This window comes from Plantibacter sp. MPB07, assembly GCF_046619465.1.
Classification (GTDB): domain Bacteria; phylum Actinomycetota; class Actinomycetes; order Actinomycetales; family Microbacteriaceae; genus Plantibacter; species Plantibacter auratus.
Window position 1 is genome coordinate 2,290,824 of sequence record NZ_CP177043.1, and the last position, 13,942, is coordinate 2,304,765.

A 13,942-nucleotide genomic window follows, 5' to 3' on the forward strand; every position below is an offset into this window, starting at 1 on the left:
GCTTCAGTATTCGCCGCCGCCCTATGAGCTGTCTATGAACCGACCTGACGGATGCTGTGCCCTCCCCGAGCCGGCGAGACGCCATCAGCGGCCTGGGCCGATTCATAGCGTCGCCGAGGCGCAGGCCAAGCGGGCCTCCGTAGCGTCCGGTCCAAGTCATCCGCGACGTGCGGATCGTCGGCGTCCCGCAACGGGGACGCCGGCACGTGCACCAGAGCAGAAGGAAACTCAGACATGTTCGGAACCTATCTCCGGCGGGAACTCGTCGGTCGTCGGAAACAGACCATCATCATCGCCATCGGGATGGCGCTCGCCATCGCCCTCGTGATCATCGTCAACTCGGTCGCAGCCGGCGTGAAGACGGCGCAGGCGTCGGTGCTGGAATCCGTCTACGGGGTCGGAACGGACATCACCGTCAGTCAAGCCGCCGAAGCGCCGACGGAGGGCGGTGGCCCCGGCCAGAACTTCGACTTCGGCTCGGGCGACGGATCGACGAGCGACGGCACGACGACCGTCAACCAGTCGCGGCTCGAGGCGGCGCGCGGCACGTCGACCTTCGACGCGACGGCGCTCGGCACGATCACCGACGTCGCCAACGTCGAAGCCGCCGCAGCCACCCTGTCGCTCACGAACACGACCTTCACGGGCGAGCTGCCCGACTTCTCCCAGGCGCAGGGATCCGATGGGACGGCAGGCGTGCCCGGCGATGACGCGACCGGCGCGACCCCGCCGCAGGGTGGTCCGGACGGCGCAGGCGGGAGCTCCTTCGGCGTCGACTCCTTCACGGTCCTCGGTCTCGACCCCTCGGGCGACGCCGTCGGTCCGCTCTCGGCCGTCACCCTCAGCGACGGACGCTCGCTCGCAGCCGACGACGCGGGCACGGACGTCGCCGTCCTCGACGCCTCCTACGCGACGGAGGCGGGGATCGCCACCGGCGACACAATCGACATCGTGGGCACCACGTTCAGCGTGGTCGGCACGGTGACCGCCTCCGGAGCCGACGCCACGACCGCCTCGAACGTCTACATCCCCCTCGACGTCGCGCAGACGCTCGCCGGACTCGACGACCAGGTCAGCGACGTGTACGTGCAGGCCGCCTCGTCGACCGACATCACGCAGGTGCAGACGGACATCGAGACGGCACTGCCCGACGCGACCGTGAGCACCCAGGAGGACCTCGCGTCCACCGTGTCCGGCTCGCTCGCCTCGGCGTCGACGCTCGTGTCCAACCTCGGCACCTGGCTGTCGCTCATCGTGCTCGCAGCCGCGTTCCTCATCGCGATCCTGTTCACGATCTCCGGCGTCACGCGCCGCACCCGCGAGTTCGGCACGCTCAAGGCGATCGGCTGGAGCGACCGGCGCATCGTCGGCCAGGTCGCGGGTGAGTCCGTCGTGCAGTCACTCATCGGCGGCGCCGTCGGTGTCGCGGTCGGCCTCGTCGGCATCCTCGTCGTGAACCTCGTCGCCCCGACGCTCAGCGCGGCGGCGACGACCTCGGCCGGTGGCGGACTCGGCGGACCCGGCGGCGCCGCGGGCATGCCGGCGGACGCGGCGGCGGGAACGGCCGGTGGGTTCGGCGGCGCCCCGGGCGCTGCGGCCGCGACCACCACCGACATCGTCCTCCAGGCTCCCGTGACCGCGTGGATCATCGTCATCGCCGTCGGGATCGCCGTCATCGGCGGGCTGCTCGCGGGTGCCATCGGCGGGTGGCGCGCCTCACGGCTGCGTCCGGCCGAGGCGCTCCGCTCCGTCGCCTAGGCGACGCACCAGACGCCGCCGGGTGGTCGTCTCTCCTGCACCACCCGGCGGTCCCACTTCTCACTCCGACCAGCAGAACGAAGGACCCCATGTACACGATCACCGGCCTCACCAAGCAGTACCGCCAGGCGAAGCGCTCGGTCACGGCGCTCGACGGCGTCGACCTCGACATCCCCGACGGACAGCTCGTCGCCATCCAAGGTCCGACCGGCGGCGGCAAGTCGACGCTCCTCCAGATGCTCGGCGCGCTGGACCGACCGACCGCCGGCAGCATCTCCCTCGCCGGCGACGACCTCTCGACGCTCAGCGAGACGAAGCTCGGCAGGATCCGCGCCACGGAGATCGGCTTCGTGTTCCAGGGGTTCAACCTCATCCCGACGCTGACGGCACAGGAGAACGTCGAGATGGCCCTGGTCCCGATCGGCACCCCTCGGGCCGAACGCGAGACCAGGGCTCGGGCGGCGCTCGCGTCCGTCGGACTCTCCGAGCGGGGTTCGCACCTCCCCGCCGAGTTGTCCGGCGGGCAGCAGCAGCGGGTGGCGATCGCCCGTGCGCTCGTCAAAGAGCCCGAGGTGCTGCTCGCCGACGAACCGACCGGCAACCTCGACGAGGAGACCCGCGACGAGATCATGGACCTCCTCGAGGGCCTGTGGCGCGACCGCGGGCTCACGGTCATCGTGGTGACGCACGACACCGCGGTCGCCAAGCGCGCCGAGCGTCGTCTCCACATCGCGAACGGGAAGCTCAAGGACGTCACGACTCGGCGCTGATCGGCCACTCGGCAGGCTCGGGGAGCGGCTCCATCCGCTCCCCGAGCCACCCCTGACCGGACCGCGAGCCACTCGTCCGCTCCCCGACGCGCCCCTCCCCGGTCCCCGCGCCGCCGGTCCCCGGTCCCTGAGCCTGTCGAAGGGCCACGGGAATACCCCGCCGTCGTGATTGGTTGACACTGATCAACTACTTCTCATATAGTTGACGCATATCAACTAGCTGACGTCATCACGATCGCGGAGCCCATGTCACACACCACTTCTTCACCAGCCACGCCCGCTCGCGCGGACAACGGCATGACGCATCGCCAGGTGCTCGAGGCCCTCTCCGGCCTCCTCCTCGGCATGTTCGTGTCGATCCTCGCCGGAACCGTCGTCTCGACCTCCCTCCCCCGGATCATCTCCGACCTGAACGGCGACCAGACGGCATTCACCTGGGTCGTCACGGCCACGTTGCTCGCCACCACCGTCTCGACGCCCATCTGGGGCAAGTTCGCCGACCTGTTCAACCGCAAGCTGCTCATCCAGCTGGCGCTCGGGATCTTCGTCCTCGGCTCGGCGCTCGCGGGCTTCTCCCAGGACACCGGCACGCTCATCGGCTTCCGCGTCCTGCAGGGCCTCGGCGCCGGTGGTCTCACGGCGCTCAGCCAGATCATCATGGCCGACATCATCAGCCCGCGTGAGCGTGGCCGCTACATGGGCCTCTTCGGCGCGGTGATGGCGGTCGGCACGGTCGGCGGCCCGCTCTTCGGCGGACTCCTCACCGACTCGCTCGGCTGGCGCTGGAACTTCTTCGTCGGCGTCCCCTTCGCGATCGCAGCGATCTTCCTCCTGCAGCGCACGCTCCACCTCCCGAAGCGGAACGTCGGCAAGGTCAAGATCGACTACCTGGGCGCAGCCCTGATCGCCGGCGGTGTCTCGCTGCTGCTCATCTGGGTCACCCTGGCCGGGACGCAGTTCGAGTGGGCGAGCTTCACGACGCTCGTCATGGTGGGCATCTCCGTCCTCCTGCTCGCCGCCGCGGTCATCGTCGAGATCAAGGTCGACGAGCCGATCATCCCGATGTCGCTGTTCAAGAACCGCACCTTCACCCTCGCGGTCATCGCGAGCATCTCGGTGGGTGTGGCGATGTTCGGCACCTCGGTGTTCCTCAGCCAGTACATGCAGCTGGCGCGTGGGGCGACACCGACGGAGTCGGGCCTGCTGACGCTCCCGATGATCGGCGGCCTCCTGATCGCCTCCATCGTGGTCGGGCAGTTCATCTCCCGCTTCGGCCACTGGAAGCCGTACCTCATCGTCGGCTCGATCCTCCTCACCGTCGGCCTGTTCCTCATGAGCACGATCCACTACGACTCGAACTACCTGCTCGTCTCCGTGTACATGTTCGTCCTCGGCGCCGGTGTCGGCATGGTCATGCAGAACCTCGTGCTCGTGGTCCAGAACGACGTCCTGCCGCAGCAGCTGGGGACGGCGAGCGCGGGTGTCGCGTTCTTCCGCAGCCTCGGCGGCACGATCGGCGTCTCGGTCATGGGCTCCGTGCTCGCGACGAAGGTCACCGACATGCTCTCCGACCGACAGGACGACCTGCAGGCGGCCATCGTCGCCCTCGGTGCTCCCGGCGCCAAGATCGCCGAGACGCTCTCGAGCGGCACGATCCCCAAGGTGAGCACGCTGCCCGAGTCGGTGCGGACCATCATCGAATCCGTCTACGGTGACGCGGTCGCCGACATCTTCCTCGTCGCCGCACCACTCGCGATCCTGACGATCATCGCCGTGATCTTCCTGCCGAACAAGAAGCTCGGTTCGAAGAACGCCGTGCAGCGCATGGCCGAGCAGGGCGCCGGGGAGCCGGCCCTCGTCGGCGCGACCACCGGTTCCGTCACGACGGCCACCGCGTCCACGTCGACCCAGTCGTTCGCGACCGGTGCGCTCGACGTGGCCGAGGCCATGATCGGTGGCGAGGCGGACACCCGACTCGAGCGAGGACGGGACGAGACCGCCGACAGCGGCATCGAGGCCGAGGCACACAGCCCCCGCCACGGCCGCTAGTCCGTACAATGCGAACGATGTCCATCGATCACGACGCCCAGGCCGGGCCGGCCGCTGCCGACGACGCAGCGGCCGGCACCGCGCACGACCTCGCGATCGGTGCCGTGGAGGAGCAGTTCGCGCTGCTCATCAACCGCATCCGCAACGGCATCCGCGACCGGGCCGAGCGGATCTCCCCCGGACTCCAGCCGGCCGGCTACAAGCTGCTCAGCATGGTCTCGCGCTCTGGAGCGATCCGCGCCGGTGCCCTGGCCGAGATGCTCGCGACGGACAAGAGCGCGGTGAGCCGCCTCATCCACCAGCTGGAGGAGCTCGGCCTCGTCACGAGGACCCCGGACCCCGAGGATGGTCGAGCCAGCCTCGTCGTCGCGACGGCCGAGGGCAAACGCCGGATGGAGTCGACGAAGGCGAGCGACCAGGCGATGCTCTACCAGCAGCTCTCGTCCTGGGACGAGGCCGAGGTGCGGCGGCTCGCCGAACTGCTCGCGAAGCTCAACGACACCCTCTGAAGTCCCTTTCTCAGGAGTCCCCCGGAGCGCCGTGCTCGCGAGCGAGCGACGCGCCGAGGAACTCCTGAGAACGGGTCAGCGCCAGCTGTGCTTCGGGTCGTACCCGAGGACCTCGCGGGCGTGGTCGATCGAGAGCAGCGTCCCGTTGCCGGCGATGTCGCCGTTGACGGGCACGTCCGGGAAGACCTCCGCGACGAGCTCGACGTTGTCGCGCGACATGACCGTGTCGGCCGCAGCGATGATGAACCGGTCGAACCCGGTGGCCTGGTGCTCGAGCGCGAGCCGCACGGCCTGCGCGCCGTCACGGCCGTCGATGTAGCCCCAGAGGTTCCACTTGCGGAGGGTGGCGTCGGCGTCGAACGACGGGAACGCCGCGTAGTCGGCCTCGTCCATCACGTTGGAGAAGCGGAGGGCGATGATCTTGAGCTCGGGGTGCCACCGCGTGAGTTCGATCGCCAGCTGTTCCTCGAGGTGCTTCGAGAGCGAGTACGTCGACTCGGGTCGCGCCGCGTAGGCCTCGTCGACGGGGATGTAGGGCGGCGGGGTGTCGAACGGCAGCCCGAGGACGGTCTCGCTCGACGCCGTGACGATGTTCGTGATGCCGGCCTTGATGGCGGCGTTGAACACGTTGTAGGTGCTGAGGATGTTGTTCTGGAAGGTCGCCGTGTTCGTCGAGAGCCCCGGCGCGGGGATGGCGCTCAGGTGGACGACCGCGTCGAACCCGTCCGGCGCCTGCTCGTCGACGCCGGTGAGGGCGTCGAACACCTGGCCAGCGTCACGCAGGTCGATGCGGACGAAACCGTCACCGCGCTCTCCCGCCTGGTCGAGGTTGATCACCAGGTGACCGTGCTCCCGAAGATGGCCGACCACTGTTCGCCCGAGCTTGCCCGAGCCTCCCGTCACTGCGATTCTCATGACGCCCATCCTGGTCCATCAACCCGCGATCGCGTGGACGATTGACAACTCCCCCAGGATCGGGCGACCGAAGCGGAATGGTCGACCGCCGGCTCGCGTTGGACGAGACGTGAAGCTCACCCTGTACACCTCCGCGTTCTGCGCCCCCTGCATGCAGGCCCGCGCCGTCCTGGCCGAGGTCCCGGCGCTCGTGGCCGGTGCCGTCGTCGAGGAGCGCGACGTCGCCTTCCGTTCGGCGGAGGCGGAGGCCGACGGCATCCGCTCCACCCCGACCGTCATCATCACGGCCGACGACGGCACCGAGGTGTTCCGTGCGACGGGCGCACCGACGCTCAACCAGGTGCTGGTCGCGGCGGCGAAGGCGCTGTAACCGGCGACCGCCCTTCGACAAGCTCAGGGACCGAAGAGGCAGCTCAGGGACCGGAGAAGCAGCTCAGGGACCGGAGAAGCAGTTCAGGGTCCGGGGCTACTGGGTGCTGAACGCCGCGTCGAAGGACTGCTCGGGCAGCTTCCAGAGCAGGTTCCGGATGTATCCGACGGCCTCCTCGGCTCCGTGCAGGCGGTCCATGCCGGCGTCCTCCCACTCGATCGAGATCGGCCCGGCGTAGCCGATGCTCGAGAGGGCACGGAAGGCGTCCTCCCACGGCACGTCGCCGTGACCGGTCGACACGAAGTCCCAGCCGCGTCGCGGGTCGCCCCAGGGCAGGTGCGAGCCGACGATGCCGGCGTGACCGGTCGCCGGCCGGATCCGGGTGTCCTTGCAGTCGACGTGGTAGATCCGGTTCGCGAACTCGACGATGAACCCGACCGGGTCGACACCCTGCCACATCATGTGCGACGGGTCCCAGTTGAAGCCGAACGCCGGGCGGTGGTCGATCGCCTCGAGGGTCCGGACACTCGTCCAGTAGTCGTACGCGATCTCGGACGGGTGCACCTCGTGTGCGAAGCGGACACCTTCGGCGTCGAAGACGTCGAGGATGGGGTTCCAGCGGGTCGCGAAGTCCTCGTACCCGGCGTCGATGACGGAGGCCGGCACCGGCGGGAACATCGCGGAGTACTGCCAGATCTTCGACCCCGTGAAGCCGACGACCGTGTCGACGCCGAGCTTGCGCGCGACCCGTGCGGACCGCTTCATGTCCTCGGCCGCCCGCTGGCGCACCCCCTCCGCTTCGCCGTCGCCCCAGGTGTAGTCGCGCACGATCGCCTGGTGGCGGAAGTCGATCGGGTCGTCGCACACGGCCTGGCCGGTGAGGTGGTTCGAGATCGCGAAGACCTCGAGGCCGTGCCGGTCGAGGATGTCGAGGCGGGACTGCAGGTAGGCGTCGTCCTCATCCGCGCGCTTCAGGTCGAGGTGGTCGCCCGAGGCCGCGATCTCGAGGCCGTCGTAGCCCCAGGAGGCGGCGAGGCGGGCGACCTCTTCGAAGGGGAGATCCGCCCACTGTCCGGTGAACAGGGTCACCGGGAGGCGGCTGGCGTACTGCTTGTCGGTGGTGTCGGTCATGCGGTGATCCTCTGCTCGTCGTCGGTGGAGGTGGCGATCGCTTCCCAGCGGCCGGTTTCGGCCGCGTCGAGGACGGCCTCGGTGATGCGCGCGGTGCGGAGGCCGTCGGCGAAGACGGGCAAGCCGTCCGGCGACTGCCCGGCCATCGCCGCGTAGCTGTCGGCCACGAACGCGTTGAAGGCGTCCTGGTAGCCCATCGGGTGCCCCGAGGGGACGATGGACAGGCGTGCGGCGTCCGGGTGCAGCTGGTCGGCGTCGCGCGGCAGCACCTGCGTCCCCGACCGACGGCCGAGCCAGAGCGTCTCCGGCGCTTCCTGATCGAAGCCGATGCTGAGCTCCGTCCCGGCGACCTCGAGGTGCAGCCGGTTCTTCCGACCGGGCGTGACCTGCGAGACGAGCAGCGTGCCGATGGCGCCGCCCTCGAGCCGGATCACGACCGCGGCCGCGTCCTCGGTCGTGACCTCCGGAGTGTTCGCGCGCTCGGCGAAGAAGGTGCGGACCGTCGAACTGAGCTCCGTGATGCGCGCGCCGGTGATGAACTCGAGGAGGTCGACGAGGTGCGAACCGATGTCGGCGAAGGCGCGCGAGCGGCCACCGGCCGCCGAGTCGACCCGCCAGTTGTCGTCGGCCTGCGCGAGCAACCAGTCCTGGAGGTAGGACCCGCTGATGGTGAGCAGGGTCCCGAGGTCACCGGCGGCGACACGCGCCCTGGCCTCCCGGACGAGCGGGTGGAAGCGGTACACGAACGGCACCGTGCCGACGACACCGGCCTCGGCCGCGGCGGCGACGAGACGCTCGGCGGTCGCGGCGTCGGTCGCGAGGGGTTTCTCACAGACGACGTGCTTGCCCGCCGCGATGGCCGCGAGTGCCTGCTCGGCGTGGAGCGCGTTCGGCGTGCAGACGTGTACCACGTCGACCGAGGGGTCGGCCAGCAGCTCGTCGAGCGAGCCGTACCCGCGCTCGAACCCGAGGTTCGCGGCGACCTCCCGCGAGCGCTCGGGCGTCGAGGCGACGACACCGACCAGCCGGGCACCCGCAGCGCGGGCCGCCCGGCTGTGGACGGTGGCCATGAAGCCACCGCCCACCACCGCGATACCGGGGCCGGCCACGGTCATGCTCCGAAGGTGCCGTCCGCCGGCGTCCACGACTCGGGCAGCGCGGGAGCGAGCTCCACGGTGCTGACGACGTCGACCGAAGTGCGGCTGAGACCCGACTCGGCCGTCGAGACCATGACGTCGAGCACGTGGTACGCGAGCTCACCGGAGGCGCGCTCGGGACGACCGGCGCGGATCGCCTGGGCGAGCTCGACCACCCCGGTTCCGCGGCCCTGCGTCGGACCGGTCGACGGGATCGACTCGGGCTCCTCGCCACCGCCGTAGACGAGCAGGTCGCCCTCGAAGGTGTTCGGGTCGGGGACGACGAGCGTGCCGGTCGAGCCGGCGACCTCGAACTGCGTGCGGCCGAGCTTGGAGTCGAAGCTGAAGACGCTCTGCGCGAGCTGCCCGCTCTCGAACTCGAAGAGGGCGCTCACGTGCGTCGGCACCGTCACGTCGAACGACTGACCGGCGCGCGGGCCGGATCCGATCGTCCGCTGCGGGAAGGCCTGCGAGGCCAGCGCGGTGACACGGGCAATCGGACCGAACAGCTGCACGAGCGCCGTGATGTAGTACGGGCCGATGTCGAAGAGCGGACCGGCGCCGTCCTGGAACAGGAAGTCGGGGTTCGGGTGCCACGACTCCGGGCCGGGGCTCTGCATGAGGGTCAGCGCGGTGAGGGGCTGGCCGATGCCACCGGCCTCCACGAGTCGACGGGCGGACTGGATGCCGGCGCCGAGGAAGGTGTCCGGAGCCGTGGCGACGCGGAGCCCCTTCTCCGTCGCGGCGGCCAGCAGGGCCTGCCCGCTCTCACGGTCGAGCGCGAAGGGCTTCTCGCTCCACACGTGCTTGCCGGCGTCGAGGATCTGCATGGCGACCTCGACGTGGACCTTCGGGATGGTCAGGTTGACGACGATCTCGATCTCGGGGTCGGCCAGGAGTTCGGCGACCGAGCCGTGGCCGGGCACCCCGTACTTCTCGGCCTGCGTCTTCGCCCGCTCGAGGTCGAGGTCCGCGACGAACCGGACGTCGAGGTCGGGGAAGGTGACCATATTGCTGAGGTACTGGTCGCTGATGACGCCGGCGCCGATGAGGCCGACACCGACCGTTCCGGTGCTGTTGCTCATGCCTGGACTCCGTTCGTGGTGAGGTACGTGAAGCTCTGCTCGAGCCCCTGGAAGATGTCGCCGTCGAACGCGTCGAACTCGACGACGCGGAGGGCCTGCGGTGCCGCGGCGAGGATGTCGAGCACCGGGACGACCCCGGCGCCCGCGGGCAGCTGCTTCAGCGTGTCGCGGGAGGCGTCGCCGTCCTTGACGTGGATGAAGCGCACACGATCGCCGATCGCACCGAGGACGTCGACCGCGCGGCGTCCGCCGACCTCGACCCAGTAGGTGTCGACCTCGAACACGACGGCCGGGTCGGTGAGCGCGGCGAGGTGCTCGAGCGGGCTGGTACCCGCGACGTCGCCCTCGAGCTCCCACCAGTGGTTGTGGTAGCCCACCTGGACCCCGTGACCGGCGGCGACCGCCGCCGCGGCGTTCAGCTCGTCGGCGATCGATGCGACCGTCTCGGCGGTGGCGAAGCGCTCTTCGGCGATGGCTGGGTCGATGAGGACCTGCACGCCCTGCTCCGCCGCCGCGCCGAAGGCCGCCGACAGGTCGATGTCGTCGGCGATGACCTTGCCGTGCGCGCTCGGGGTGGCGAGGCCGGCATCGTGGATGTCCTGCAGACTGACGCCGGGACCGAAGCCGAACGGCTCGGCCTGGCGGAAACCGATCTCGGTCAGGCGCTGCAGCGCTGCGGCACGATCCGCGGTGAGCGGCTCCCGTACCGAGTAGAGCTGGACAGAGAGTTGGGAAGTCGACACGATGCTCCTCAATGATGATGGTGTCAGGCAGCCGCTGCTGCGAGATCCAGGCTAACCACACTTCTGTCGGTGGTCAAACAAAAGTCTCCCACCGGTCGCCGCTCCCCCGGCGACGAATACCGCAGGAGTCGGAAGCGTGGGGGACAATGGAGAGGTGAACTCAGCTCTGCTCTCCCGGATCGTCGCTGACTCCAGCGACCGCATCTCGTGGTTGCGGGCTCGTTCGCGCGGGATCACCGCGACCGACGTCGCCACCCTCTCGACCCCGGCCTCGATCCAGCGGGCGGCCGACGCGAAGCTCGGCGGGACGGGCTTCTCCGGCAACGCCTTCACCGACCACGGTCGCGCCCGCGAGCCGGAGATCGCCCGGTGGGTCGCCGCGACACACGGGATCAACCCCTCGTCGGCGCTCTTCCGGGCTGAGGTCGAACATCGCCACCTCGCCACCCCCGACGGCATCGCCGTGACCGAGCGCGGGGCCGTCGTGCTCGCGGAGATCAAGACCACGACGAAGTCCTGGCGCTCGATCCCCCGCAACTACCTGCGTCAGGTGTGGTGGCAGCAGTACGTGATCGGCGCGGAGCGGACGCTCGTCGTCTGGGAGGAGCATAAGGACTTCGTCCCCATCGACGACGAACCGCTCTGTCGATGGGTCGAGCGGGATGACGTCGAGATCGCGAAGCTTGTGGGCCTTGCGAACGCACTCATCGACGAGCTGTACCACCGCACCAATCCAGCCGCCCGGCGCCCGGTCCTCCCGGAGCCTGCGCCCGTCACTCGGCAGCTCCGGGAACCACTGCTGAGCGCCGACTTCTGACGACAAGTCGACAGAAGTCGGCCGAGGTGGTTGACTGTCGCCATGACCGAGCCGCTACGCCCCTCCCCCGGAGCACCGGGCGCCGGCGACCTCTTCCAACTCTTCCGCGGCGGTGAGGCACGCACGAAGTCGGAGTTGTGCGCCCTGACCGGCCTGGCCCGCTCCACCGTCTCCCTCCGGATCGACGCCCTCGTGGCCGCAGACCTGCTCCGTCCCGCTGGAGAGGCAGCCTCCTCGGGTGGTCGGCCGCCCGCACGGATCGCATTCAACCCGCTCGCGCGCGTCGTCGTCGCCGTCGACCTGGGGGCGACGCACGGGACGGTGGCCGTCACCGACCTGGCCGGCGCGATCCTCGCGACGAGCCGCGCGGAGCTGCAGATCGCCGCAGGACCCGAGCCCGTCCTCGACTGGGTGGTCGAAGCGGCGTCGGCCCTGCTGGCCGCTCCGCAGACCTGGGCCACACCCCAGCCGGTCGCTCCCCCGGTCATCGGGATCGGGATCGGCCTCCCGGGGCCGGTCGAGCACTCGACCGGACGGCCGACGAACCCGCCGATCATGCCGGGCTGGGACCGTTTCGACGTCCCCGCCTACATCCGTCGGACCATCGACGTCCCGGTCCTCGTCGACAACGACGTCAACGTCCTCGCGCTCGGCGAGCACGCGATCTCCTGGCCGGACACCGACGACCTCGTCTACGTGAAGGTGTCCACGGGTATCGGTGCCGGCATCATCGCGGGTGGCGAGCTGCAGCGCGGGGCACTCGGTGCGGCCGGCGACATCGGGCACGTCCAGGTCCCCGTCGGCCGAGACTCCCCACGCGCTGCGGACGACGAGCGCGACCTCGAGGCCATCGCGAGCGGGCCGGCGATCGCGACCGAGCTCCGCGCCCGCGGGATCGACGCCGTCAGCAGTCGCGACGTCGCAGCACTCATCCGCGCGGGCGACCGTATGGCCATCGAGACCACGCGGCAGGCCGGCCGGGAGATCGGTGAGGTGCTCAGCGTCGTGGTGAACCTCCTGAACCCCTCGGTGATCGTGCTCGGCGGGACGATGACCCGGGCGGGTGAACATCTCCTCACCGGTGTCCGCGAGGTGGTCTACCGCCGGTCGATGCCGCTCGCCACCGGACACCTCGGCATCGTCACCTCGACGGCCGGCGAGGAGGCCGGGGTGTTGGGAGCGGCGATCATGGTGCTGCGCGACGCCCTGTCCGCACCGGCGATCGACGCGATGACTCAGCCCCGGGCGCTCGACGCCGCGTCGACCTGACGCGCGTCCTCCGCTGCGGAACCAGGCCGTCCGACGTCATCCGTCTTCGCGACGGCGAGGACCTCCGCCAGGCCGTACCCGACGAGCCAGAACAGGGCGATGGTCATCGCCGCGAACTCCAACCAACTGCCCACCTGCTGCCCGATCTCGGCGAGCGAGAGCAGGCCACCGAGCCCCGCGACCACCGCGACGGCGGACCCGGCGAACCAGGACAGCCGCCGGATGGCGCGCAGCCGGGACCCGAGGGCCGACCCGATCATCGCCAGGCAGGCGAGGGCGAAGCCCAGCACGGCGAAGGAGATGTGCACCGCGTCCTGGAGCGTGAACAGCGGATTCGACGGGATCGGGCACTCGTAGGTGCACGTCACCCGGGACGCCACGAGGAAGCACAGGCTCGACAGGCCCACGAGCAGCCAGGGGATGAGCAGCAGTCCAACCCTCGTGCGGCGCTGACCGGGCTCGCGGGACGGGACGACTCGCTGCAGCGCCACAGCGATGCTGAGACCACCGACCGCGACCATGAGCAGTGCCGCGTTGAAGACCGGCGCCGTCACCTCGCCGGTGGCACCGAGGCCGCTCACGTAGCTGTTCTTGCCGAGGCTGAGTCGTGCGGCCCAGATCATGATCGTGGCGACCACGACGAGCACGCCACCGATGCTCGCGAACCCGAGGGCGACGGATCGGCGCCGACGGACGGCCGACGGGCGAGAGACCCGCTGGTCTGAGGTGGCCCCCGTCATCCGCGGATGAGCCTCGTCCGGCTCAACGCGATGACGGCGCAGCCCATCAGGCCGATGAACCCGGCGATGGCGATCATGTAGACGACGACGGCTCCCCAGCCGCCGGGCTGCGCCGGGTTGAGGAACGGGTACGGGTACCAGCCGACGATCGATCCGCGGATCATCGTGTAGACGGTCCAGACGAGGGGGAACGCGATGATCGCCCACACCTGACGCCATTCCAGGCGGGACTTGCCGGGCGTCACGATCCAGACGAGCACCAGGTAGATCGGTGCGATGAGGTGCAACACCTCGTTCGACCAACCGAGAGTGTGCCCCTGGTCGAGAGCGATGCCGCGCAGCAGCAGGTTGTAGACGACGCCGGTGGTCGCCATGTAGGTCACGACGCAGCCGAGGACCAGGTTGTACCAGGCCGGATCGCGTCGCAGCCGGAAGCAGAACCCGGCGCCGACCAACAGGACGATCGCACTCAGCGCGTTCGACAGGATCGTGAAGTAGCTGAAGAAGTTGACGAAGAAGTCGTCGGGCGCATCACCGAAGGACAGGGTGTAGACGAACTGGCCGACGATGGCGGCGATGATCACCCCACCCGCGATGATCCTGATGACTCCGAACAGTGCGCGCATTGCGCCACTGTATCGGAAGCACGC

14 protein-coding genes are annotated in these 13,942 nt (G+C 69.7%); 7 read left to right on the forward strand and 7 right to left on the reverse strand.

Annotated features, from left to right (window positions below; translation table 11 throughout):
* Positions 1-234 precede the first annotated feature (234 nt).
* The 4 genes from ACLIME_RS10465 (at position 235) to ACLIME_RS10480 (ending at position 5,086) form a co-directional block, all read left to right on the forward strand.
* The gene (locus tag ACLIME_RS10465; RefSeq protein WP_411556871.1) at positions 235-1,758 is read left to right on the forward strand and encodes an ABC transporter permease; all 1,524 of its coding nucleotides are present in this window, start codon (positions 235-237) and stop codon (positions 1,756-1,758) included.
* An 89-nt stretch (positions 1,759-1,847) separates the two neighbouring features.
* Entirely contained in the window at positions 1,848-2,528 is a 681-nt protein-coding gene (locus ACLIME_RS10470) for an ABC transporter ATP-binding protein (RefSeq protein WP_411556872.1), read from the forward strand.
* A gap of 297 nt (positions 2,529-2,825) precedes the next feature.
* Entirely contained in the window at positions 2,826-4,577 is a 1,752-nt protein-coding gene (locus ACLIME_RS10475) for an MDR family MFS transporter (RefSeq protein WP_411556873.1), read from the forward strand.
* Between the two features lie 17 nt (positions 4,578-4,594).
* Positions 4,595-5,086, forward strand: coding sequence for a MarR family winged helix-turn-helix transcriptional regulator (locus tag ACLIME_RS10480; RefSeq protein WP_159879906.1), 492 nt, complete (start codon positions 4,595-4,597; stop codon positions 5,084-5,086).
* A gap of 75 nt (positions 5,087-5,161) precedes the next feature.
* Here the strand turns inward: ACLIME_RS10480 and ACLIME_RS10485 are convergent, their stop codons facing one another.
* Positions 5,162-6,001: an NAD-dependent epimerase/dehydratase family protein gene (locus ACLIME_RS10485; protein WP_124767346.1), complete on the reverse strand. Its 840-nt coding sequence runs from the start codon at positions 5,999-6,001 to the stop codon at positions 5,162-5,164.
* 109 nt (positions 6,002-6,110) lie between these two features.
* Between ACLIME_RS10485 and ACLIME_RS10490 the strand changes: the two genes are divergently transcribed.
* Complete coding sequence (locus tag ACLIME_RS10490; RefSeq protein ID WP_064294542.1) at positions 6,111-6,371, forward strand: hypothetical protein; 261 nt, start codon at positions 6,111-6,113, stop codon at positions 6,369-6,371.
* 96 nt (positions 6,372-6,467) lie between these two features.
* On the opposite strand, the gene ACLIME_RS10495 is transcribed toward ACLIME_RS10490, so the two are convergent.
* The 4 genes from ACLIME_RS10495 to ACLIME_RS10510 are packed head-to-tail and all read right to left on the reverse strand — an operon-like array spanning position 6,468 to position 10,466.
* Positions 6,468-7,502, reverse strand: coding sequence for a sugar phosphate isomerase/epimerase family protein (locus ACLIME_RS10495; protein WP_191941759.1), 1,035 nt, complete (start codon positions 7,500-7,502; stop codon positions 6,468-6,470).
* Positions 7,499-8,617: a Gfo/Idh/MocA family protein gene (locus ACLIME_RS10500; RefSeq protein ID WP_411556874.1), complete on the reverse strand. Its 1,119-nt coding sequence runs from the start codon at positions 8,615-8,617 to the stop codon at positions 7,499-7,501. The genes ACLIME_RS10495 and ACLIME_RS10500 overlap by 4 nt, the downstream gene beginning before the upstream one ends.
* Positions 8,614-9,723, reverse strand: coding sequence for a Gfo/Idh/MocA family protein (locus ACLIME_RS10505; RefSeq protein WP_079706712.1), 1,110 nt, complete (start codon positions 9,721-9,723; stop codon positions 8,614-8,616). The genes ACLIME_RS10500 and ACLIME_RS10505 overlap by 4 nt, the downstream gene beginning before the upstream one ends.
* Entirely contained in the window at positions 9,720-10,466 is a 747-nt protein-coding gene (locus tag ACLIME_RS10510; protein WP_079706711.1) for a sugar phosphate isomerase/epimerase family protein, read from the reverse strand. Before ACLIME_RS10510 ends, ACLIME_RS10505 begins: the two co-directional genes overlap by 4 nt.
* 154 nt (positions 10,467-10,620) lie before the next feature.
* Here ACLIME_RS10510 and ACLIME_RS10515 point away from each other — a divergent pair, with 154 nt between their 5' ends.
* Both ACLIME_RS10515 and ACLIME_RS10520 read left to right on the forward strand, forming a co-directional pair.
* Positions 10,621-11,283: a YqaJ viral recombinase family protein gene (locus ACLIME_RS10515; RefSeq protein WP_124767348.1), complete on the forward strand. Its 663-nt coding sequence runs from the start codon at positions 10,621-10,623 to the stop codon at positions 11,281-11,283.
* A 42-nt stretch (positions 11,284-11,325) separates the two neighbouring features.
* Positions 11,326-12,552, forward strand: coding sequence for an ROK family transcriptional regulator (locus ACLIME_RS10520; protein ID WP_411556875.1), 1,227 nt, complete (start codon positions 11,326-11,328; stop codon positions 12,550-12,552).
* On the opposite strand, the gene ACLIME_RS10525 is transcribed toward ACLIME_RS10520, so the two are convergent.
* Together ACLIME_RS10525 and ACLIME_RS10530 are read right to left on the reverse strand one after the other, a co-directional pair.
* Complete coding sequence (locus ACLIME_RS10525) at positions 12,519-13,292, reverse strand: DUF998 domain-containing protein (protein WP_411556876.1); 774 nt, start codon at positions 13,290-13,292, stop codon at positions 12,519-12,521. The genes ACLIME_RS10520 and ACLIME_RS10525 overlap by 34 nt on opposite strands.
* Complete coding sequence (locus ACLIME_RS10530) at positions 13,289-13,918, reverse strand: Pr6Pr family membrane protein (RefSeq protein WP_159879921.1); 630 nt, start codon at positions 13,916-13,918, stop codon at positions 13,289-13,291. Before ACLIME_RS10530 ends, ACLIME_RS10525 begins: the two co-directional genes overlap by 4 nt.
* Positions 13,919-13,942 lie beyond the last annotated feature (24 nt).